The 24,923-nt window shown below is 35.0% G+C and carries 18 protein-coding genes and 1 other RNA gene; 5 read left to right on the plus strand and 14 right to left on the minus strand.

Translation table 11 applies throughout. The features are described from left to right. Nucleotides 1-29: 29 nt before the first annotated feature. The 9 genes from IPI15_RS02915 to ssrA form a co-directional block, all read right to left on the minus strand. Complete coding sequence (locus IPI15_RS02915; protein WP_287419129.1) at nt 30-2,444, minus strand: M1 family aminopeptidase; 2,415 nt, start codon at nt 2,442-2,444, stop codon at nt 30-32. A 36-nt stretch (nt 2,445-2,480) separates the two neighbouring features. Continuing rightward, a complete protein-coding gene (locus IPI15_RS02920) occupies nt 2,481-3,875 on the minus strand; it encodes a phosphohexomutase domain-containing protein (protein ID WP_287419130.1) in 1,395 nt (464 codons plus the stop codon). A gap of 437 nt (nt 3,876-4,312) precedes the next feature. Further along, nucleotides 4,313-4,843: a C40 family peptidase gene (locus IPI15_RS02925; RefSeq protein ID WP_287419132.1), complete on the minus strand. Its 531-nt coding sequence runs from the start codon at nt 4,841-4,843 to the stop codon at nt 4,313-4,315. A gap of 493 nt (nt 4,844-5,336) precedes the next feature. After that, nucleotides 5,337-6,392, minus strand: a complete 1,056-nt coding sequence (gene porN, locus IPI15_RS02930) for a type IX secretion system ring subunit PorN/GldN (RefSeq protein WP_287400623.1) — start codon at nt 6,390-6,392, stop codon at nt 5,337-5,339. A 28-nt stretch (nt 6,393-6,420) separates the two neighbouring features. Next, nucleotides 6,421-7,968: a type IX secretion system motor protein PorM/GldM gene (gene porM / locus IPI15_RS02935; RefSeq protein WP_287419134.1), complete on the minus strand. Its 1,548-nt coding sequence runs from the start codon at nt 7,966-7,968 to the stop codon at nt 6,421-6,423. A 56-nt stretch (nt 7,969-8,024) separates the two neighbouring features. After that, entirely contained in the window at nt 8,025-8,624 is a 600-nt protein-coding gene (locus tag IPI15_RS02940; protein WP_287400625.1) for a GldL-related protein, read from the minus strand. A gap of 114 nt (nt 8,625-8,738) precedes the next feature. Then, complete coding sequence (gene porK, locus IPI15_RS02945; RefSeq protein WP_287400626.1) at nt 8,739-9,983, minus strand: T9SS ring complex lipoprotein PorK/GldK; 1,245 nt, start codon at nt 9,981-9,983, stop codon at nt 8,739-8,741. A gap of 256 nt (nt 9,984-10,239) precedes the next feature. Continuing rightward, on the minus strand, nt 10,240-11,223 hold the full coding sequence (locus tag IPI15_RS02950; protein ID WP_287419136.1) for a PorP/SprF family type IX secretion system membrane protein: 984 nt from the start codon (nt 11,221-11,223) through the stop codon (nt 10,240-10,242). Between the two features lie 176 nt (nt 11,224-11,399). Then, nucleotides 11,400-11,773, minus strand: a transfer-messenger RNA (tmRNA) gene (gene ssrA / locus IPI15_RS02955). A 114-nt stretch (nt 11,774-11,887) separates the two neighbouring features. On the opposite strand from ssrA, the gene IPI15_RS02960 reads away from it, so the two are divergent. From IPI15_RS02960 to hpf, 4 genes are all read left to right on the plus strand, one after another. After that, the gene (locus IPI15_RS02960; RefSeq protein ID WP_287419138.1) at nt 11,888-12,649 is read left to right on the plus strand and encodes an MOSC domain-containing protein; all 762 of its coding nucleotides are present in this window, start codon (nt 11,888-11,890) and stop codon (nt 12,647-12,649) included. A gap of 125 nt (nt 12,650-12,774) precedes the next feature. Next, a complete protein-coding gene (gene rpsU / locus IPI15_RS02965; RefSeq protein WP_287400629.1) occupies nt 12,775-12,969 on the plus strand; it encodes a 30S ribosomal protein S21 in 195 nt (64 codons plus the stop codon). Between the two features lie 67 nt (nt 12,970-13,036). Then, the gene (locus IPI15_RS02970; protein WP_287419140.1) at nt 13,037-13,942 is read left to right on the plus strand and encodes a tyrosine-type recombinase/integrase; all 906 of its coding nucleotides are present in this window, start codon (nt 13,037-13,039) and stop codon (nt 13,940-13,942) included. A 43-nt stretch (nt 13,943-13,985) separates the two neighbouring features. Further along, a complete protein-coding gene (gene hpf, locus IPI15_RS02975) occupies nt 13,986-14,288 on the plus strand; it encodes a ribosome hibernation-promoting factor, HPF/YfiA family (protein WP_287400632.1) in 303 nt (100 codons plus the stop codon). Between the two features lie 47 nt (nt 14,289-14,335). Here hpf and IPI15_RS02980 read toward each other — a convergent pair whose 3' ends face one another. From IPI15_RS02980 to IPI15_RS03000, 5 genes are all read right to left on the minus strand, one after another. After that, nucleotides 14,336-18,955, minus strand: a complete 4,620-nt coding sequence (locus tag IPI15_RS02980; RefSeq protein ID WP_287419141.1) for a fibronectin type III domain-containing protein — start codon at nt 18,953-18,955, stop codon at nt 14,336-14,338. Between the two features lie 528 nt (nt 18,956-19,483). Next, complete coding sequence (locus tag IPI15_RS02985) at nt 19,484-20,152, minus strand: T9SS type A sorting domain-containing protein (protein WP_287400634.1); 669 nt, start codon at nt 20,150-20,152, stop codon at nt 19,484-19,486. Nucleotides 20,153-20,285: 133 nt separating this feature from the next. Beyond that, nucleotides 20,286-21,029: a copper homeostasis protein CutC gene (locus IPI15_RS02990; RefSeq protein WP_287400635.1), complete on the minus strand. Its 744-nt coding sequence runs from the start codon at nt 21,027-21,029 to the stop codon at nt 20,286-20,288. Nucleotides 21,030-21,092: 63 nt separating this feature from the next. Further along, nucleotides 21,093-21,716, minus strand: coding sequence for a superoxide dismutase (locus IPI15_RS02995; protein ID WP_287400636.1), 624 nt, complete (start codon nt 21,714-21,716; stop codon nt 21,093-21,095). A gap of 134 nt (nt 21,717-21,850) precedes the next feature. Beyond that, a complete protein-coding gene (locus IPI15_RS03000) occupies nt 21,851-23,074 on the minus strand; it encodes an HD domain-containing protein (protein ID WP_287419142.1) in 1,224 nt (407 codons plus the stop codon). A gap of 236 nt (nt 23,075-23,310) precedes the next feature. Here IPI15_RS03000 and porX point away from each other — a divergent pair, with 236 nt between their 5' ends. Further along, nucleotides 23,311-24,873 (plus strand): T9SS response regulator signal transducer PorX, encoded by a 1,563-nt coding sequence (gene porX, locus IPI15_RS03005; protein WP_287400639.1) that lies wholly within the window; start codon nt 23,311-23,313, stop codon nt 24,871-24,873. Nucleotides 24,874-24,923 lie beyond the last annotated feature (50 nt).

Here is a 24,923-nt window from a genome sequence, read left to right on the forward strand (position 1 = left end):
TTAAAATGAATAAAAGAGGTTTGAAAATTCTATTTTAATACGATTAGACTATTTTGAGCTATAATTTCACCATTTTCTGAACTTATAACTAATTGGTAACTGCCACTTGTAATCACTGTTGGTAAATCCAGGCTTATATCTGTAGCCTTTAAATTTGATTCATAAACTATTTCTCCAGAAGTATTTATGAATGATATATTAAAATTATTATCTCCTTTTGAAGCAAATTTCGCTAAGTCAAGATTTATCTTCCCAGTTGTGGGATTCGGATATACTGATAATTTTGAAAACTGCTTTGCTGTAAGATTTGATAATGCTGCAGGATCAATATTACCAGTTGCATATTCACCCTTAAGGTATTTTGAGATCACGAAAGAACCTTTTTTATCACTTGCGGATCCACCGCTTTTTGTATAAAATGGATAGACTAACCAATCCTCAGTTCCATTTGCTCTGTAGAAAAGTTGGATGCTGTCTTCGCCATTTTTCAAAAGTTCAGAATCCCATGTTGTATTATATTCAATTTTACCGATCATGGTAATCAACTCCGGATCTGCTATTGTCAGCTTCCAGAAATGTAAATCATTCATTTTAACATTTGGATTAAGACTTGCATCAGGGGCAGTATAATGATGTTCTGCATAAGCCCATGTACTGTCTTGAATCTCTGTGACATTCACGATTAGGTTGGAATAAGTGAAATTAGGACTTCCTTTTTTTGTGATCTTTTGTAACGAATTGAACTGAGCTAAATTCAATGTCAAAGGTGCATTTATGAAGACTGCCTTTGGGTTGAAAGCTAGTGTGAGCGGTATTGTCGTCACTTCACCGGTGCATAATACTTTTTGGGTAATAAGCTTGTTGTCCTGATCTACAAATGTTATGGAAACCGGAGCATCTTTTAGGAAGCCGTTCGATTTCAACAACTTTTGTTTAATTGTTATTTCATGAGTATTTATAGAAAATTCCAATGCATGAAAATCTTGTATTGAGAAGTCATAAAACCCAATGTCAAAGACCCATCTATTGAAAAAATCAGTAAGATCAATACCGGAAGCCGCTGAGAGTGCATCACGATATGTATTGGCAGTAAGATTGCTATAAGCATAATCTTTCAATACTTTTTGCTGCGCAGTTCTAAACAAATCATCACCAAGGTATCCACGAAGAGAATGCATCACCATTGCACCTTTTTTATAAGTAGTGGTGCCATATGTGATGTCTTTTGGCATAGGTGATAAAGGTAAATACCTACCATCATCAATATGTGCATTTTTGATTACTTCAAGTCTACTGTCGGTAATCAGTTTTTCAAATGAACTTCTACCTGCTAAATACTCTTCAAACAGATGCGAACCATATTCAGCATTACCTTCCTTGATCCACATGTCAGCCTGAGTCTTTAGAGTAAGCAAGTCACCCCACCATAGATGGCATAGTTCATGACTCATTAATCTTCTCGCTTCGCCACCACCATTGGTAGATGAGACTGGGAAAGCTATGCAATTAGGATGCTCCATTGCTCCTCTTGTGGTCATTACATAACCAACTCTTTCGAAAGGATACTTGCCATACCATGATTCTAAAGCATCAACAGCACTGTTTAAGTTTCTAAAAGAACTTTTGACATTTGCTTGGTCTGCCGGCTTACTGATTAACTGAACAGGTAAATCACCATAAACTGCATTGTGAATATACTCATGAACTGTATATGTTGAAGCTGCTATAGCGGATAAGTATGTCGGTATAATTTGATTCATTCTAAAGGTGCGAATTCTGGATTCAGAATCAAATTCTTCGTCTGACTCCAGCGCTCCCACGGAATATGAAGTTATATTATTCGTTGTAATAATTCTATAGGTATAAGTACTCCGTTCTACAAAATTATCAAAACAGGGAAACCAGCTTCTGCCATAGTTGTGAGGATCATCTGTTAAACCAATTCCCAAATTGTACGCAATACCATCCTCAAAATAAAATCCACCAAATCCAGAAGAACTTGTCGTTGGCTTTCCTTGATAATACACAGTTACCTTATAATTAGTCCCAACCTGGAGATTCATTGGAGCATCGACTTTCAGCAAAATATTATTGTACGAATATGTAGTCAGCTCACTATCGAAAAATACTGAGTCAACAGAAAGCTTTAATAAGTCCAGAGGTATAAAATTTAAACCTGAAATTTTTGGTGTAAATTCAATCACTGCTTTTCCTACAAGAAGGCTACCTGTCATTTTTCGTAAATCTATTGAAAGATCGTAATCAAGAATATCAAATGAGTCAGACCTTTCAACAGATGCTGACCATAGATTATCTTCAATAGTCCTGTTTACATTTGTATTGGCTTGTTTGTGACGCATATGACAGCCATACATTTCCAATGGTTGACTTTTCAGAATGAAACAAAAGCAAAATAATGAAATTACTGTAAAGAAATATTTCATAGAATTGAATTATACTTTAAAACTTAATGATAAAAACTAAAGAATTGTAGCTTTTGCTGCGTCAAGCATTACTCTTGTATCTGCTGCATTCTTACCTTGAGCATAAACTCTAAGAACTGGTTCTGTGCCTGAAGGGCGGATCATGATCCATCTTTCGTCCCCATAGATAAATTTAAAACCATCAAGTGTTTCAGTTGAAATCACTTTGTCGTTACCAAATTGGCTATAAGATCCATCTTTACAAGCTTTTATTACATTTTGTTTTTGCTCTTCAGTTATATGAAGATCATCTCTATCAAACCAGAAAGTACCGATTTCATCATACAAATCCTGAATAAGTTCCTCGAGGCTCTTTTTAGTAGCAGCCATAAATTCAAGGATCATTAAGCCGATCCATATGCCATCACGCTCAGGAATATGGCCTTTGACTGCAAGTCCACCGCTTTCTTCGCCTCCTACCAGGACGTCTCTTTGAGTCATGATCTCAGCAATATATTTGAAGCCTATCTTTGTAATTTCGCAAGGCAAACCATATTTATTAGCCAGCTCTCTCATTTTGTCAGTTACAGAAAACGTTACAACGACTTCTCCGGATAGTTTTTTGTATTTATACATATACATTAATAACAAAAGAAGTATATGGTGTGAGTCAACAAATAATCCATTACCATCAAACATCCCAATTCTATCAGCGTCTCCATCATTTGCGATACCAAGTGAAATGCTTGGATCATTCTTTATGAGTGTGGATAGTTCAGTAAGATTTTTCATGATCGGCTCAGGAGCCTGACCCATAAATGAAGGATTATTGTCACAATGCAAAGCGATGACATCTGGCAAAAGTCTCAGCATCGCTCTTTGCCCAGCGCCATACATTGCATCGTAGGCCACTTTTAATCCACTATTTCGTATAAGATCAAGATCAAATCCTGCTTCTGCATGCTCTACATACATGTTTTCCAACTCAACAAGACTTGCATTTCCATTTTTTACAAGTTCGTCGAATGGAGTACATTTAGTGTCCCAAGTTTCAGGAATTAAATTTTCAACTTCAGTGATATCTTGAGGGGAGGACGGTCCGCCAAAATTTGACTTTAGTTTATATCCATTATAAGATGGTGGATTATGACTAGCGGTTATGACAATTCCGAGATCCGCTTTTAGTTTAACCACACCAAGAGAAATCATTGGAGTGGAAACAAAATCCTTTGCGTAATATACTTTGATGCCATGTTGGCAGAATACTTCCGTGGTTGCTTTTAAAAACATTTCTCCACCGAATCTGCAATCATGACCGACGACAACAGTCTTGTAGTTTTTCTGATTCATCCATAATGCAGTTCCAGCTGTGACTCTCCTTACATTGTCAACTGTATATTCGTCAGCAATAATTGCACGCCAACCATCGGTACCAAATTTAATATTTATCATCTTAGTATTTTATTTTGTGCCACTAATATAAATAAACTAAAGTTTTGAGGCAAATAAATTTTTCCTTTCAATAATTTAGAAGTCAGAAGTCAGGGGTCAGTGGTCAGTGGTCAGAGTGGTCTGAAGTCAGAAGTCTCTGTAATGCTTTGCTTCCAAAATCAAAAAGATAACTTAAACAAAGTTGAACGCATATACCGATGATATTTATGATATAAAAAGTCGTTTACCACAATATCCCCTTCTGCAAGAGAGGGCCAAGGGGGAGTTATTGTTATTTATATTTTATATTATTTGTATTTTCTTGATCAACAATGTTTTATTATTATTTATATAGTGGTCAGTAATTCCAGTATTACATATTGATGAAAATGCAAACAAATAAAAAAGCCTTTTGAAAATCAATTCAAAAGGCTTTTAGTAAATCTTTATATTAGTACTTAGAGTACTCTTCTGATAGAATATAATCTGCTGGACCAATATGATGAAGAATTAACAGAGTCAATAGATACGCCTTTACTATTGCAGCTGTGAATTATCTTAAGATCGCTATTGTAATTAGAATATACGATGCCTACATGATGAACTCTGCCACCTGCGGCAAAAAATACTAGATCACCTGGTTTTGCGTCTTCTCTTTTAACTGATTCTCCTTTTGAAGAAAGACCTCTAGAGCTGTGTTCGAGATCAAATCCATATTCTGCATAAACATATCTTACAAAACCTGAACAGTCAAAACCTCCGGGTTTCACGCCGCCTGATCTGTATGGAGTTCCGATATATTTAGAAGCATAGTCTATAATGTTTGCGCGAAGTTTTACTTTGGCGGACATATTAAACATGATACTCAACGTATTCAAAAGGAATGGTGGTATGGTCGATTGTTGCGAATAGTTTCGCGCTTCAGATAGTGAAGGGAACGATGCTATTAAAAATAAAACAACTATTGACTTAAGCAGGATAGATTTCATTCTATTCGCAGTCTTTAGATTAAATAAATAAGGTTTCTTGTCGACTATTTCAGAAGTAGCCTTGAGGATTTGAAATAAAAATAATTTTGTTCAATCTCTGAAAATAAGCTGATGCTCATTGGATTGGTAATAATTGTTGCACAAATATATAATATGAAGCCGTATAAAACTAATATATTATTGGTATTTGTTCTTTAAAAACCAAATATTATTAGTTTTAATCTTTTAATATAGCTTGAAACTAGCACTACCACTACCATATTATATAAGTATTTAATATATAAAAAAGATTGTAATGAAATGTTAAGAACGTTTACTCTAGCAACGATTTGCGGTTTAATCCATCCCAAGATAGACATTTGATAAAGGTTTTCAGTAATACGAATCTCGAGAGTCAACTACAATAGCCTTCTTGAGAAGTATACAAGAAGGCCTATATAAAAAAAAGAGCTTGTAAAATACTTACAAGCTCTTTTTAAGATGTTAAATCCTATTAATATGACCAAAGATCATGTTCAAAATTGAATATGTCTTCTTTGATCTTATTTGATTCAAGCAACATATCTACACCATTATCTTTAAGTTGATCATAATCAACCAAACGGTTGTCATTTACATTAGATCTCTTAGTAATGAAACTTGAAAAATGTCTCATCTCAAATAGATCATCCCAAGATATTGGACTTGCTACGTTATTTTCATTAAATACCTTGTGCGCAGAAAGATATTTTCTACAATCAGGATAATATATCCAGAATAAGGGTCTTGGAGGTATTTCCAACCCAGTTGATGGATCTACTTCTACAAACATTGGAGCAATACCTAAAATTCTCACCTTCATTACAGAGGATTCAGAATCGAAGTACCAAACTTCCTTGATGCGATACTGATTGATACTTTGAACATCAATATCATCTCTTGTTACTTCACTAACATATTGACCAGTTTCCGGATCATATACTTCAGCAGTATCTTGTTTAGAAATTTGTTGATTGATATCTTCTGTAGTCTGTTTAAACTGAAATTCATCAGTTGTATAACATTTGATATCTCCATTCTCAATACCAGTCTTAAGAATAGTAAATAATTCTTGAGAAGGGTACTTAAATGGTAGATTCATTTTCTCTCTACAATCGATAACTCTCCAGATCCTTCTTTCCCAGAAAATATCTCTTTCATGAAGAGGCTCGTAAGCAAGAACTAACTTCTGCTTAATAAGATCTCTTTGAATGATATCATCCAATGGAGCATCAGCATCCGGCTTTCTGACAGTATCAGCAGCTGCTATAACTACAGGAGCTGGTCCTGTACTCTTTGGAGGAGTAGTTACAGCTTTAGCAGTAGTTTTAGTTGTTGTTTTAGCACCTTTTTTTGGATTAGCTTCAGGAACTGGCTTATAATCATCCGGCACATAGTCATCCGGTACATAATCGTCCGGAACATATTCGCTATCGGCTTTTTTTGCCTTTTTCTTTTGAGCATCAGCATTGTTAATTATGCTGAAACTAAAAAGAGAAACTAATATTAAAAAACTAAATAATGATTTCATCGTCAATATGATATTTAAAAAAAATGACTTATCTTATATTAAAAGATAGAGAGTTAATATTTCGACCTGCATTATCTCCAGGACACTTAGCTTTAACGTTGTCAAATATATATAGATCACCTGGTTTAGCTTTAGAAATTAAATCTTTAGCTTGACCACCGAAAGTTCCCCCTGGGTTAGTAATAACGATTGGATCTTGCCTTCTAGCGACATATTTTAATACAAAGCCTTGAATAACACATTTTGCATCAAATTCAAAACCATCTAACCTAGGTTCGATACCTCTTTGTGCACCAAAAGTTCCATTTCCTACAGCACCTCCCATTTGGTTGGCGACATAAGCAATAGGACTAGGTATTCTCTTGATTCTAAAAGGGAATGAACTGGCTGTAAGACCACCACCTGATAAAGTCACAGTTGCAGTTTGACCTGGAGTAGAAACTCTAATGTCATATTGACCCTTTCCTGTGTTTTTAGCAGTTCCGTTAGTAACTGACACTTTTAGATCATTTGATGAAACACCTGCGGCAGCAACAGAAATAGGATTATCTACTCCTACATAGAATACATTCATTTTATCAGCTGAAACAGTAGCAGATCTTTGTCCAACTTCATATTCAAAATCATTTTCATATGATTCTGTTTTTTGAGTTACAGGATTTACTAATGACACCCTTGCCGTATATTTTTTGATACCCGGCGCACTAGCAGCAGCTGTATATTTAGCTACACCATCTACATTTGGAACTGAAGCACCATTTACACTTACACTCATCCCCTTTATGTTAGATGAAGAAGAAGATAAAAAGATATCAGTTTCAAATTTCTCACCAAGTACAACATAACTTTTCTTAGAAGCAGAAACAACCTCAAACTTATCAAATACTACTTCTGTAGTAGCTCCAATTTTATTCATTAAATAGTTTAAAACAGTTGCTTCAGAAGACTTGGCATCGTTTTTAAGTTTATTCAATATTGGTAAGACAGCAGCAAGCGGCATGTGGCTGAAATTGTAAGCAGCCCAAGTCTTGTGTGTTTTACTTTGTTTCCAAGTTGGATCTATGTCCAAAGCTAATTTCGGTTCATTTACTGCCTTATCTTCAGGATTGAATAGTTCAGAAAGTTTAGTCTTTAAGTACAGCAAGTTTCTTTTCAATTTCATCACCTTTTTTTCGTTGACAAGGATACGGGTTGTTACATCCTTATCTTTATAACCTTTCAATCTTAAATCCTTAGAATCTAGTGAATGTTCATCTTGAACATATCCACCTGTAGCATCCACCATCTCTTTAATAAGACCGTCGATATAAGCAGTATATTCATCAGTAGCTGCTTTAGCAGGGCCTGTTCTTTGTGCATACTTAGCAAATTCAGCTTTCTTTTTGGAGAATTCATCAATTTGCTTTGGTAATTGATCATTTGATTTATCTAATGCATCATTAGATTTAACCAAACCCGCATTTACAACTTTAAATGCGTTAAATATTTCAGCCGAAACGTTAAGGGCTAACATCGCTGTAAGTACGATGTACATGATGTTAATCATTAATTGCCTCGGTTCCTTAGGTATTGACATTTTTTACTTTTTTAATGATAATTTAGAATAATGTTTATTTACTGTGAAATTATCACTTAAGCTTGTTTGTTACCTCCGGTCATTGCAGATAGAACGTTACCATAAACTGCATTGAGAGAACCTAAGTTTTTGTTCAATGCCATTACTTGCTCTTTATAATGTTTAGTATCTTCAATTGAATCTGCCATACTAGCGATAGCTTGATTCATTTTTTCATAAAAGTTACCCATCCCTTTGATCTGCTCCTGAGTTTTAGAGAAATCAACTTCTTGAAGCGCTTTTAGAGAACTAAGGCTTTTAGACATTACTTGAAGTTCAGAAAGCATCCCACTAAGATTTTTCTCAACTACTTCACCATCTAAAGGTCTTGAAACACCTTTACCTCCTACAGCAGGACCTGCAGTAAGGGCAGAAACGTTTGCAGTATAATCACCTAATCCAGGATATAATTTATCCCAATAGTATTCTCTTTCTGGTGGTATAACAGCCAAGAAAAGAAATATAAATGCTTCTACACTTAACCCAACTGTAAGCATCCAGCCACCCCATTCGTAACTTTGAATTTTACCTAAAGCTCCCACCAAAACGACAGATGCTCCAACACCGATTATAAAATTTTTGAAATACTTGAAACCATTAGAATGTACCAAAGACATATTTTTTTAGTTTAAATAGGTTAATAATTATTAATGAATTTTTTGACAATATTATTATATTAAGAGGCATAGTATTTTACCCCTTTTTTAAAACTTAATATAAGATAATCTTAATTAGAAGTCGTTTATTGATCTTCCCATATGCGTTAGCACACATCTGAATCCTACATAAGATTTAGCTGAATCCTGGAATTCATAATGTCTTGTTCCAGTTCTTAGGAAGTACCCTATGTCTTTCCACGATCCACCTCTGATAACTTTTCTTTTTAATCCTTCAGGATCTTCATCTTTGGCATCATATCTGATATCCGGATTAAGGTCATGAATAAACGCATAAGCATTTTCAGCATAAGCAGTCAAAGTCCATTCAGCTACATTACCTGACATACAATAGAAACCATAATCGTTAGGGAAATAAGCATCAGCCTTAACCGTCCATTGACCACCATCTTCAGGATAGTTACCCCTTCTAGGTTTGAAGTTAGCAAGTAAACAACCTTTAGAGTTTCTTAAACCATATGCACCCCAAGGATAAGGAGCATTTTCGTGTCCACCACGAGCTGCATATTCCCATTCAAATTCAGTTGGTAATCTGAATCCTTCAGTATGAACATCTTCAGGACGATAGGTATCCCATATTTTTGATCTCCAACTACAGAAAGCATTTGCTGCTTTCCAGTTTACACCAACTACAGGATAATCATCAAATGCAGGGTGCCAGAAATAATTTCTTGTCATAGGCTCATTATATGAGTATGCAAAATCTCTGATCCACACCATTGTGTCTGGATAAATTTTGGTTTTATCTTTTTTGATATAGGTCTTTCTGGTTGATTTACCACGATCAGCGGCAGCTTGTTTCCAATCCAGCCATTCGTAGTTGTAAACTAGTTTATCTACATCAAACTCTTTTTTCCCATTAATGACGTCATCACCACTGAAATACATATCAGATAATCCTTCATCTGTGTAGTCAACTTCTGCTGTCCAGTCAATATGGCTGTTACCTGCATCATCTTCTTCAAAGTTACCCAGGATAGTATGAGCAATTGAATCTCTGACCCAGTTAACGAACTGACGATATTCATTATTCGTAATTTCTGTTTCGTCCATATAAAATCCCTGAATAGAGATGCTCTTAGGCCTTGACAAATAATTACTACTAATATCTTGATCATCAGAACCGATAGTCAAGGTACCACTTTTGACATAGATCATACCGTAAGGGTTTACACCCTTCCAATCAGGTCTTTTTGTCACACCAATTAACTGACCGTCCATCTTGCTGCTTTTCCCGCAAGAAATGATAAAAGACGAAAGGATAGCTAATCCAAATAAAAATACAATGTTCTTACTCATTTGCTAAAAAATAATTTTCCTAAAAATTTGGATATTGTTAAATAGGGTGTAAAATTAGTTTGTTTATTGATTTTTTCCAAAACAAAGTTTCTTAAACACAATATTTTTAACGATTTTAATTCTTTTTGTATTCTAAATTGCTGAATATCAGCGTATTGGGGTGAAATAATTTTTTCTAACTAATTGATTTTCATTGTACTTATACGATATAACGGTTAAGTATGACGCAAAAGTATTATTATATTTTGATTTTTCATCACATCCTTGGATGATATATCAATTTTTCTTTTTCACGTTGTATAATATTTGCCTGAATCCTATATTGTAACAACAATTCATGGGTGTTCCCACTATATAATTTAAGTTCGCTGATAGGACTTTCAAAATTGTATGCAACAAGTATCCTTTCAGTAATTCTGCCTCCGACCATCACTTTTATTGCATCTAAAGAATTAGAATTATAGCCTCTTATTCCAACGCCTCCGAAAATGTTCTTATTGTATAAATGAATATCGATGTCAGATTGAAGTGCCGATTTTTCATATTTTATCAATGCATTAGGTACTATTTTCCAGTTTTCATTGAAGGTATAGAAATATGAAGCATAAAGTAAATAGTGGTCTACCGGTTTATAATTATACTTCTCATTTTTTGAAATGCCCGTTGATACTGTTTGGTATGATGACAATCCAATCTCAAGTAGCCCTGTGCGAATGACTATTCCTAGATTGATGACACCATTATTTGCTGAAACTTTGTCTATCGGAATATTTGGGTCATTATGATTAACATTATTTTCATACTGACCATCTGGCGTTTTTAAAATTGATCCATCCAACTGTCTGCTTGACAATCCTATACCTCCTCCTATTGAAAGAAAAATTGGACTTATTGGTAAAATGTAATTATAAGAGAAACTACCTTCAGTGTTATTACTCGCACCTATAGATTCTGTAGAAAAACTAAAACCAACTCCTGAATTTAGATTCAGCAAAGGTAAGTGAGCAGTAAAGTATCCACCTAATGGTTTACCTTGAAGATTTGACCATTGATTTCGGAAGTCTCCAGTCAATGTTAATCCATTATTTAAACCACCATAGGCCGGATTGAAAGAATATGGGTCTAGCATATACAGACCTTTTTGGGCAAGTTGTTGTGCATAGCTATTTTGATTGGTTATCAAAATAAGTGTACAGCATATAAATATGTTAGATAGGACTTTGTACAAATAACTATTCATTTAAAAGTGTTAATCACCGCTAATGTGGTGTAATTTAGCATAAATTAGCTAAATGGCATGAATTTTAACACAATTTTAGGAAGTTGGATAGAATGTAATGATCTGCCATTGCAATTTATATTAAGGAGATAAATTGGCAGAAATTTTTACTTTATAAAATAGAAAATAGGAAAAAAAGGTGGAGCTGGAGGGATTCGAACCCTCGTCCAGAGATAGCGCCTGAGAGCTTTCTACATGCTTATTTTTTCATTAGATTTTCGAGTTGAAACAAGTGGAAAAACACACCAAATATCAACCTTATTCTCTGAATCTCGGAAGATCATCGAGACCTATTATCTTCCTTACCTGAATGTTTGTTGACATGCGACATCACTTTGTATCAGATATCAAGTGAATTGCATGAATGCTTGTTAATCTACTAGATTAAGCTGCAATTGCGAAGTTAGAATCGCCAATTATGGTTTAATAGCCATTTGTTAAAGGAGGAAACTATCATACTCCTGCATGCTTACAAACCGAACATACTTTCCTGTCAATTCCGGTCAGCCCCATTTTTTCAAAGATCTAAGCTACTAACTCAAGAATACTTAAAATAGTTGCATAATAAATTTTATTTTATAAGATTTCTTGTTTTCGCAATTATATCTTTGATAAAAATATCACCATGGAAGTACTTTCATTATATATATATCCCATAAAGTCGCTGCCAGCCATAAAAATAAATCATTCTGTAGTTGATAAGGATGGACTTCAGTTTGACAGAATATTTGCATTGTACGATGCTCAAGGAATCATGCAGACGAGAAGAATTTGTAAAGGATTGGCCGACTATTTACTAGAATTAAAGGGAAACACTTTAATGATATATTCAAAAGTCTTAGAAAAGTCCATTAATATAAAATGCTATGGTGAAGGTCATGAGTCAATTCCTTTGAATGTTTGGGATAGGGTAGAAGAGGGTTTTGCCGATAAAGAAAGTATAAACCAATTCTTTTCGGATCATCATGGTAAAAAATTACATTTATATCTAATAAAAAAGAGTTTTTCTGGCTTCTCTTCATTTCATGATGATTCACCTATCTTAATATGCAATGAAACATCCATAGCTTATCTTGAGTCTAAGACTGATGTTAAGATTGACATCATGCGGTTTCGACCAAATATTGTTGTTTCATCCAAAAATCCATTTGATGAAGGAATTTGGAAAAGATTAAGGATCAATGGTTGTGAATACAATAGCGTAAAGTTGTGCAGCAGGTGTATAGTTGTTAACCAGGAGCCATCTACCTCAAGGGCTGACTTAAATGTCCTTCAATTAATGGAACCATATACAAAGTCTTCATTTAAAATTAAGTTTGGGCTATATCTTAACCCTCTTTCAGAAAGTATAGTCCGATTATTTGATAAGATAGATGTAGTAGAATAGTTACATAAGTCGGGAGCAAAATGTATGGAATATAGTTTTTTAACAATTATTATATAATAATTAAAATATAATATTACCTTTGCAGTCCGAAATATAACTTAATAAAAAAAAGAGGTTCACATTTTATGTTAATAATCGATGTAAAAGACGGCGAAACTATTGATAGAGCGCTAAAGAAATACAAAAGAAAATTTGAAAAATCAGGCACAATAAAGCAATTGCGCAAGAGGAAACACTTCACTAAGCCTTCAATCCTTAGAAGGCAAGAAGTATTAAAAGCTATTTACAAGCAGGCCACTTATGGGCCAAATGCACTTTAAAGGAATATTAGCAATTTTTGCAAATACTTTTTTAGAATTGTAATATTATGTTTATTTTGCATATAATATGCGAAATGAATTAGAAAGATTCTATAACTACATTTCTTCTGTTGAGAGATATAGTCAAAATACAAGGCAGAGCTATCAAAATGATATTGATGGCTTTGCCTCTTTTATTTTAGTCACCTATCAAATCAGCCAATTAACAGAGGCTACACATTTCCACATACGCTCATGGATCGTTACATTGATGGAGATAAACAGTAGCAGTCACACCATCCATCGCAAGATCTCTGCATTGAGTACTTTTTATAAATACTTGAGAAGATTTGAGGGCCTTGGAATAGATCCTATGGCCAAAGTAATCAGGCCAAAAGCAAATAAAAGACTTCCAGTGACTGTCCCCAAAGATGAGTTGAGTTATGATCAAATCCTTGGAACAGCTGAGCCTGATGGTTATTCCAATGCTATGGCAAGGTTGATGATCTTATTTCTTTATACTACCGGTATCAGGCGTTCAGAGCTCATAAACATCAATGAAGCAGATATTGATTTTTCCAGAATGATTCTTAAAGTAACCGGTAAAGGCAAAAAGGAAAGGTTTGTTCCTATCAGTAATGATTTGGTTATTGAAACTGAAAAATTTAAGTTGTTGAAAAAGAGCAGCTTACCAATGGGTGAAGAAAATTTATTATTTTTAACGTTACATGGGAAACCTGTTTACCCAAAACTTGTTTATAATGTAGTAAACAGCTTCTTAAAAACTATTCCAAACTTGGAAAGAAAAAGTCCACATATACTTCGCCATTCTTTTGCAACCCATTTATCTGACGCAGGAGCTGATATAAATGCAATTAAAATGTTATTAGGTCATAGCAGTTTAGCTTCTACGCAAGTTTATATGCATAATGCACCACAGCGATTAAAATCAATTTATTCCAAAGCACATCCGCGTGCGGAGAAGGAATTATAATATTCGAAATATATTAATTTTTTAACATTTAAAAATAAAACATATGAAGATTACGATTGAAGCAGATCAGTTTAAAGCTGATGTTAGTTTGACGGAATTTATAGAAAAAAAAGTTATTAAATTAGATCATTACTATGATAAGATCATAGATGCTCATGTGATACTTAAACTGGAAAATGCCGGCCAAGTTAAAGATAAAGTAGCAGAGCTTATTCTAAATATACCAGGAGATACAATCGTTTCAAAGGAAACAAACAAAACATTCGAGTCTGCCATTGATGAGGGCGTTGATAACATCAAAAGGCAATTAATTAAGCGTAAAGAAAAAATGAGAGAAACGAATTAAATAAAAAAAAGGGGCAATTTTGCCCCCTTTCTTATTTACGAAATAGTCTAATCTACTTTTATAAATTTACCAATATTGGTTTGTGCGTTTTCTGTGTCTTCCGACCAAATTATTGCATAAGTTCCACTTGATAGATTTTCGATATTAATACTTCCTGAAGATGATCTGACATCTTTAGTAATTATGACTCCTTGCGCATCTACAATACTGTATTTGATTGATTTGTCACCTTTATACTCCAATCTAATAAAGTTTTTAGCTGGATTAGGATAAATAGTCGTTAGGTCACTAACCTTTGTCTCCTTAGCTACAATAGTTTCTCCAGATTCTCTTGCATTAATGATACTTAAAGTTACAAATAGTGTCATTTGACATTTACCATCATTAGTTAATATCACTACATAAGTTCCCGCATTTCTGCTGCTAACTTTGTATAGTACAGGATTTTGTTCATAACTAAAGAATCCATTAGGGCCTGACCAAAGATATGAGCTGGCTCCTGTAGCACTTAATTGAACATTACTTCCGGTTGGTGCAGGATTCGGCAATGCAGAAGCGCTACCATTAATAAACCCAGATACAGTTATCACTAAAGATGTTGTAGTACTACATCCACCTGAATTAGTCACTTTTACTGAATATGTTCCAGAAAGATAAGAAGGGATATTATTAATGATTGGGTTTTGCAAATTACTTACCCATCCATAAGGTCCTGTCCATTCATAATTCGTTCCACCAGTAGCATGTAAATATGCAGTGCTTCCTTCGCAAACAGTGTAAGCATCAGCTGTAGCAGTCACTACTGGAGCTGCAAGAATAGTGACACTGAGTGATGTTACTGCACTGCATCCATTCGGACTAGTCACAGTTAATGTATAAACTCCTGAGTTCGCAGCTGAAACGTTATTGATTACAGGATTCTGAAGATTTGATGTAAATCCTGCAGGTCCTGACCAAGAGAATGATCCACCACCAGTGCCACTCAAGGCTAAATTACTTCCAATACAATTGCTTCCTATTGTATAAGATGCAGTTGCTACTGGAGGGTAATTCACCTTGAACCCAACTGAGAATGTAGCTGAACAGCCAGCTGCATTAGTAACTTTTACTTTGTAAGTACCAGCCTGAAGATAAGAAGTGATATTCACAATAGGGTTTTGCTGACTAGATGTATATCCTTGAGGTCCTGTCCACATATAAGTAGATCCTGCAGGGGCTCCAAGCTGAACTGTACTACCAACACATCCACTTGAAGGTGAAGCTGTTGCTACTCCAGTAGGTATTGGATTTACTGTTACATTTACGGAGCTGTTTGATGTACAGCCCAATCCAGAAGTAACACTTACGCTGTATATTCCGGCAAAAGATGGTTGCATATTTGCCCTGGCTGGATTTTGTGCATTTGAACTAAATCCGGCTGGTCCACTCCATGCGTACATTACTCCACCCGATGAGGAAAGATTCAGTGTTGAACCTACACAAGCTGGATTCGGGTTTGCTGAGGCTGAAACTATAGGTCCAGCATTTACAGTTACAGTTGCTGAAGCATAACCAATACATCCAGCAGCTGAAGTTACCGTCACGTTATATACACCTGACATGGCAACAGTGGCATTAGCCCGCGTTGGATTCTGTAGTGTTGACGTGAAGCCAGCAGGTCCATTCCAAGAATATGTAGCACCACCTGTAGCAGCTAAATTGATTGTTGAACCAATACAAATACTATTAGGGTTTGCAACAGCTGTTACTGTGATTGGAGGATTAGCCGTAACTGTTACACTACCAGTCTTTATACATCCAGCTGCTGAAGTAACAGTAACTGTGTATGTACCAACAGAATTTACAACAGCAGCTGCTGTGTTAGCCCCATTGGACCATAAATAGGTAGCTCCACCTGAAGCTGTTAATGTAACTGTCGAGCCTGGACAAATTGTTGGTGCTGCTGGAGTTATAGTAACTACAGGTAATGGATTGACAGTAACAGTAATGTTAGCAAATGTTGTACAGGCATCTACATCTGTTACAGTTAAAGCATAAACACCTGTAAGGTTTGCAACTACAGTTGGATTTGTAGAATTAAATCCGCCAGGACCACTCCATGAATAACTAACCCATGAACCAGAGGCAGACAGTGATGCTGATCCTCCAATACATATGTTGGCAGAAGGTGTTGCCGTAATTGTTGTAAAACATCCACTTCCAGGAAGCGTCATAAAGCTTGGTAATGCAGCCCATGCACTAACGTCAGACCCACCACAATTTGAACGAACCCATACATAATATAATGTATTTGGATTCAATGAATTGAGGGTAAATGATGCATTAGGTGTAGATCCTGTTGGAACCGTAGCTACAGTTGGTGGTGTAGAAGATGTACTATAATAATATTGATATCCAACTAATGGTGCTGGAATTGGTGCAGTATATGATATAACTCCACCATTAGAAGTGATTCCTGATACTGCTAAGGCAGTAGGAGGAACTGTGCATGCTAATGGGCAAGTTACAGATATATTATAATTACCAAAATTTGTAGCAGAATACCCAGTTAATAATATATAGTAAGTTGTACCTGCTACACATGGAAATGTAACTGTTGCTGAATTGTTTAATGTCACAGCACATCCAGCATCTGCGTATCCAACACCACTGACGTTAGAAACACAAGTTAAAGTGTTGCAGTCACCAGTATAGATTCTTAAATAATTATCAAAATCACTACCACAAGCACTAACGGTCAAGCTTCCAGTAAGGTTTGGGGTAACTGTATGCCATACGCCTTTATAAGAAGCAGTTAAACCTGTGCTTCCACAAGTAGAACCCGGCAAGACCTCATTTAAAGCCAATGCATTAGAACCTGATACATTGCTGCCACAAGGAATTGCTGTTGCATTTGTACAATCATCATTTACCGGAACCGAAGGAGTAGTGACGCATATACTGAAATTTGAATATGTATATGCTGTCGAAGTGCTTGAGTATATACGCACATAATAGACATTTCCAATAGTCAATCCAGTTGCCAACACATTTGAATTGCCATAAAGACCAGCATAGCACCCAATAGCTACCAAGCTTCCACATGAACCAGAGTAAAGCTGAGTTGTAGTTGCATTATCGGTATAGTTCACTTTCACCATATGTGTAGCTGATGTAGCTGTAAAAGTAAACCATACATCATCATTTATGCCAGTTGCAGAGCACGTAGGGACAGTCTCCGTTGATTGTGTAGCCCCGCTCGTAGACATAACTATACTAGAAGCACATAATTCTGTACCACTTGGAATAATATTTGTTGCTGCTATACAATCGTCATTGGCAGGTGGAGGAGGCGGAACTTTCAGACATAAATCAAAAACAGTTCCTCCTGTTGCTGCGTAAGTGTATACACGTAGATAATAAGTAGTTCCACCTGTCAACCCAGCGACACTGCCGCTTTCCGGATCAAGGCAAGCAACAGAAGTTAGGGAGCCGCAGGTACCTGAAAACAATTGTATGATGCGATCCGTGAGTCCAAATTGATTATTTTGATTATTGTAAAGAAGTATTGTTGATCCGGCAGGCATAGTTACACTATACCACACATCATCATCAGCAGTTCCAGAACAACCTGCTAATGAGCTTGTCGCACCATAGGTTGAAACTTGCATTATTGCACAAGAACCATCAGTTGGAATAGTTGGAAAAGTAGTGGCTGTGATACATTCATCATTTGCTGGAAGTGTTGCAAATATTATTCCTGCCACCCATAAGCTTTTCTCAGATGGGCCGCATGCCGATCTTATCCAAGTGTAATAAATGGTACTTGGTGATAGACCATTCAATGTTGTCGATGTAATTCCAGCTCCTGTTGTGGCATTTGGAGTGGTGCCTGCTGTTGGTGCTATACTTGAAGAACTATAATAAATCTCATATCCATTGGCAGGAGGTGAAACTGGAGCAGTCCAAGTCAATGGTGCAGTGGTAGTAGTTGTAGATGCCGACAAGGTTAAACCTGTTGGTGGATAACAACTTGCTACATAATTAAAGCCAACGTATGGTCTTCTATAATTTGAGGAAGTTAGAGAAGCAGGCAAAATACCTGTAGTATTACTCAAATATTTAGTAGTGTTAAGGTTTGACGTGTTAACGCAGCTTGATGTATATTCATAACTCCAGCTTATTGCAACACTTGCAGTAGGATTAGTATATTCAACCATAACGGCTAAATTATTTGTACCGGTCACAGTAAAATTACTTGTAAAAAGAAATTCTTTCCAGCCTATCGTCGCTCCAATGTTTGAAACAGGGTTGCCATCAAATGCTAAAGTAGCACCTGTGATAGCAGTCGCCCAATCTAATGCGCTTGCTCCCCAGTCTATAGCTGTTGTTTCCTTAAGATATATTTTGAAGTTGGGAGTACCTAACATCGCAGCAGCAGTTGCCTTGTGGAACCACATAGATGTAAGAGGTTTGTCTATCATGTCACTTAAAGTGGCATTAGAGAGGATAAAGGCGTGTCTGTTAGATGCATTTGCCGTAGCTATTGAGTTCATAGGGCCATAAGTAGTACCTATAGTTGCACTTGGAGGACCGCCGGAGCATAAAGCCGAAGTCCATTGCTGAGCGCTTGCATTATTGAAATAACCGCAAAGGATTATAAGAATAAATAAAGTAAATTTTTTCATCTTAAAATTGAAATTAATGTATGCTTACTCTTTTCAGGATTTTCGGCGGACTCCTTTAATTTGTATTGTGTGATTGGATGTATATCTCGCTTGTTTTTATTATGACACAAGGACACTATGTGAACTTATGTTCGAATAAAATTTTAAAAGCAAGATGCACAAGAGTGTGAATCGCTTTTATTCCATTATTTTATTTTTTTTAGTTTACTAATAAATTAATAAAGCATAAGTAGGTAGGAAATTAATAGGATAATTCAACCATTTAGATTTGATCAACAGCGAATTATTTTTTTTGTAGTATATTATAGGATGGCAAGATATATGTTCATTTCGTGTTTAACAAATTTTTAAGAGTTAAAATTGCGTATTAACAAAATAATAAAATATAATATTGTAAGAATAGGAATATGCCAATTTGTTAATATAAAATTTGGTTTTTTGGTGAGAATTTAAAGAATAATGGTATCCTACAAATAAAAAAGGGGTCCAATATTGAAATTGCACCCCTTTTTATGTAAGTTTTAAAAATTATTTCTTCATCAACTTCGACACACCGGTTTTGCCATTGTAGAAATCGATCATTATGTAGTAGATGCCTGATGGAAAGTCTTTAACCTGAATCAATCCATTATTATAGTCATTAACTTCTCTTACAATGATACCAGTAGCATTGTAAATAGTTATGTTTTTAACTAATTCTTTACTATTGAGCTGGATATAATCCGTAGATGGATTAGGAAAGATTTTAACAGTTTCTACGTTATTAATTCTTTTGGTAGATGCTGTCGAACCATTAAAGAAAAAGTGCGCTAAATCATCTAAGGTAGAAGCACCTTCTTCCTGAATAGATATTGTATAATATCCACTTGTATCTTGTCCATTTGGTTTGAATAAGATTTTCATTAATGTAGTATCTCCAGATTCTAATTGAATCGTTTTTGTTTTGATTTTATCAGTATAACACAGAAAATTATCGCAGACCTGAGCATTACTCCACTTAGCACCTTTAAAAATTGTTGTTTGAGTCCATCTCATTACTTTTGTTTCTTCTGAATTATTTACTGCAAAATTCGCAATATAGTTTTCATCATGAAAGGGGTATACATTGTCTTGTAAAGTATCAACGACAAAATGAAAGCTCTGAGCAGAGGCTAAATTGGCGATAAGTATCGCAGCAAATAATGTAAAAAATCTCATGTTAACTATTTAAATAATGATTTAGATCCTGTGTCAGGGGCAAAGTTAAGTAAACTGAAAGATATGCTACTATTAATATTGCTCTTTATTAATTATTTCCAAATTTAAATGTTCATTATTTTCTTTTTCACCTTTAAATGATGGGAGAAAGAGCGTTAACCACCTTTTTTATTTTTTGAAGATCAGATATATAATAGTCATTTTCATGATTGTCATTGTTGGAACTGATCTTGATATCTCTGTGAAGATGGACCATTTGACTTTTAACAAGGATCTTGGAAGAAGTATGGAATTCATCTACACCAGTAAATTCTGATATTGGCAATATGTTATTTTCATTAATTCCACTTCCTGCCATAATAATTATTTTCTTACCAACTTTGTCTACAAGTTGTTTAATAAGAAATCTGCCATCTATTGCAGAAGACTTTTGTCCTGAAGTGAGCACTCTTTCAACACCACATTCTATCAAAATTTGGATTGCCTCTTCGGAAGATGCAGTTACATCAAAAGCCCTATTAAAAGTCACAGGCATTGCACCTGCGACTTCTTTTATTAATAACAAACGTTCTTTATCGACTTTTGCATTATTATCCAAAACTCCCGTAACTATGCCATCTATATTTTCTGATTTACAGAATTCAATATCGGCCAACATTGTTTCAAATTCGAAATCTGAATAGATAAAATCTCCTGCACGGGGCCTGATCAATACATAAATAGGTATATGTAGCGCTGATCTCACCTTTCTTATAAGACCTGCACTTGGAGTAATACCCCCCAATTCGAGGTCTGAGCATAATTCAATTCTAGTTGCACCACCCAATTGGGCATTGATTGCAGACTGTAAGCTGTTTGCAGCTATTTCAATAACCATTATACAGGGAGTGTTTAATAAATTAAAATATTGATAAGATCAAATATCGTAAATCTAAGAATATTATTTAAAATATTCATTTGACTCAACCAATCTGCTATTGACCTCATCCCAATCTATCACATTGTAAAATGCTGCAATGTAATCAGGACGTTTGTTTTGATATTTAAGATAATAAGCATGTTCCCAGACATCCAGGCCAAGAATAGGGTAGCCATCAGCACCGGATACTTCTTTTCCCATCAATGGATTATCCTGATTGGCAGTTGAATTAATATCTAGGCTACCATCTTTATTAACTACCAGCCAAGCCCAACCTGAGCCAAATCTTGTAGTTGCAGCTTTAGTAAACTCTTCTTTGAACTTGTCCATTGAAGTCCATTTTTTGTTGATACCATCCAATACTTCTCCTGATGGATGAGTTCCGTTTGGTGACAATAATTTCCAAAAAAGGCTGTGGTTATAATGCCCACCTCCGTTATTTCGGATAGCAGGACTAGCTTTGCTGATATGTTTCATAATATCTTCTAGTTCCATTGATTCAAATTCAGTATCCTTGATAGCTGCATTCAAGTTATTGACGTAAGCATTGTGGTGTTTTGAGTGATGTATTTCCATAGTTTCTGCATCAATATAGGGTTGAAGACCATCATATTCATAACCCAATTCAGGAAGTGTAAAAGCCATAATATTTAAATTTATTAATTAGTAATTTAGTACTTAGAATAGCAGACCTTAGAGAAAATTGGCTTTTTAATAGGCGTTCTTTCAACAAAAAAATTGAAGATCAAAATAACCAACTAAAGTATTGTCTATGTTACTTAAACTTCTGCAATGTATGAAAGTTTAGGATAACATAAAAAATATTTCTGGACCACTGTATTGCCTATTGGATAATCCGAAACTTGAGAAAAGGGTAATACTTTGCCATTTTTCAGTCTTACCATGATCTCATCTTTAGTAATATTGTACATCTCATTGCTTTCTGAGCCAACGAAAACAAGATTTGAAGCATCTTCTTCGGTTATATCAAGCTTCTTTTTTATATCATCTTTTATTTCATTGATATTTGATTCTTCAATGGGCCATTTACTCATTTGTATTTTAAAGATTCGCCTATCCAATAATGCATTTGAGAGAAATTTAAGACTTGGGTCTTCATTTTTTGAAAATTGTTTTAAAGCCCACCAAAGATCATAATCATCTAATTGTAGAAAATGACTTATTAATTCACTACTTATGGTTCTTTTATCCTTAGACTCAAGAAAGTAAGTTAAATGCTCAGATATATTAAACTTCATTCCTGATTTGCATAGTATAGATGCTCTTTTCAGACATTGAATTAGCATTTGTTCTGATGCCAAAACTGTTTTGTGAAGGTAAACCTGCCAATACATTAACCTGCGCGCCATTAGAAAATTTTCTACAGAATATATGCCCTTTTCTTCTACTACTAGGCTATTGTCAACGACTGTCATCATTTTAATAATCCTATCATAACCAATTTTACCTTCTGCGACACCAGTAAAGAAGCTGTCCCGATTGAGATAATCCATTCTATCCAGATCTAATTGACCTGAAACTAATTGGTGTAAAAACTTTTTAGGATAAGCATTTGAAAAGATCTGTATAGCAGTGTCTAGCGCTCCATCCTTCTCTTTATTCAATTTATTCATGATGGCCAGTGTCATTGATTCATGATGCTGACCGGTCAAGGTGTGCTCAAGCACATGGCTGAATGGCCCATGCCCCACATCATGCAACAAAATAGCCAGTATAAGACCAGTGGCTTCTTCCTTTGTAATATCTATTCCTTTGATTCTAAGTGTTTCAAGTGCTTCAATACAAAGATGCATTGCTCCGAGTGCATGATGGAATCTAGTATGATTGGCTCCCGGATACACATAATTAGTAAGACCTACCTGAGAAATTCTTCGAAGACGTTGAAAATCAGGATGTTCAAATATTTCAAAAATCAAGCCATCTGGAATATTAATAATACCGTAGACAGGATCATTAATTATTTTTTTAATTTTAAAGAACATTAAGAATCTATTTTCGGTAAATTTAAGTTTTAAAATATTTTTTATAGAATTTTTTTATCAATGTCTAAATGATGCGGTATTGTAACAAATTGTAAGAGACTATTGAGTTTTAATCTCGCTGACCAACATTTGTAAATGATGCCTTTATTGAAAGTAATTCAAATATTATGGGATTCTTATCGTTAATTTGTGATAAATTGAATTGAACATCAAATAGCTTCAGCTAAAAAATATTTATGGATAAAATAAAAATACTTTGGGTCGATGACGAAATAGAGACTCTTAAGCCACAGTTGATGTTTCTTACTCAAAGGGGCTACGAAGTCACTGCTGTAACCAATGGTTATGATGCAATTGAGGAATTTGAAAGTAATAATGAATTCGATGCAGTCTTCCTTGACGAATCAATGCCCGGTATTTCTGGTTTGGAGACACTTTCAAAATTGAAAGACATTAAGTCCACTGTTCCAATAGTAATGATCACTAAGAATGAAGAGGAGCATATTATGGAGGAAGCTATTGGTTCGCAGATAGCTGATTATTTGATCAAGCCCGTTAATCCTCATCAAATTTTACTTTCTTTGAAAAGAATAATTGATGAAAAACGATTGGTGAGAGAGAAGACTTCATCTGATTATCAGCAGGATTTTAGACAAATCTTCATGCAAATTAATAGTGGATTGGAATACAATGAATGGGTAGATGTCTACAAGAAAATCATTGGCTGGGAAATTAAGATTGATAACTCGCAGTCTCTGGAAATGAGCGATATACTCACCACTCAGAAAAGTGAAGCAAATGCGGGGTTTTCAAAATTTGTACAAAGAAATTATTTAAGTTGGTTGGACAAATCCAATAAGGAAGCTCCAATTATGTCTTATAATGTTTTAAGAGAAAAAGTCTTTCCATTTATTGATGATGATATGCCAAATGTCATTGTTTTAATGGATAATCTCAGATACGATCAATGGAAGACGATTGAACCAATAATTGAGGAATTATACAAAGTAGAATCTGAAGACTATTTCTTTAGTATCCTACCTACTTCAACTCAATATAGCAGGAATGCAATATTCGCAGGTATGATGCCCAGCGAGATCGCGCAAAAATATCCTGATCTTTGGAAAAACGATTCAGAAGAAGGTGGGAAAAACCTGAGCGAGGCACAGTTCTTTTCTGAGCAGATCTCAAGAGTATTTAGAAAACCCATTAAGAACGAATATATTAAGATCACCAATGTTCATACAGGTAAAAACCTGGCTGATAATGCATTGAACTTACTTAACAATAACCTGAGTGTTATCGTTTACAATTTCATAGATATGCTTTCTCATGCCAGGACAGAGATGGATGTTTTGAAAGAGTTGGCTGATGATGAAAAAGCATATAGATCATTGACTAAATCATGGTTTTTGCATTCACCATTATGGTCTGCTATGCAGAAACTAGCTGAGAAGCCGATAAGGCTATTTATTCTAACTGATCATGGTTCCATTAAGGTCAAAACTCCCTCTAAGGTGATAGGTGATCGCGAGACTACTACAAACTTAAGATACAAAGTCGGCCGTAATTTGAATTATGATCCAAGTGACGTAATTGATTACAAAGATCCATCTAAGGCATTCTTGCCAAGACCTAATGTTAGTTCTTCTTTCATATTTGCCAAAGAAGATAAGTTCTTTCTGTATCCTAACAACTATAACTACTACAACAATTATTACAAGGATACTTTTCAGCATGGTGGAGTCTCATTGGAAGAGATCGTATGTCCTCTAATAAGATTAAGATCTAAAACGTAGATTTAGAAAGTATTAGAGTAAAGTAAAGTATTATAGTATTATAGTGGATA

The sequence above is a fragment of the Candidatus Brachybacter algidus genome (genome assembly GCF_016707225.1).
GTDB classification, from domain to species: domain Bacteria; phylum Bacteroidota; class Bacteroidia; order Chitinophagales; family Saprospiraceae; genus Parvibacillus; species Parvibacillus algidus.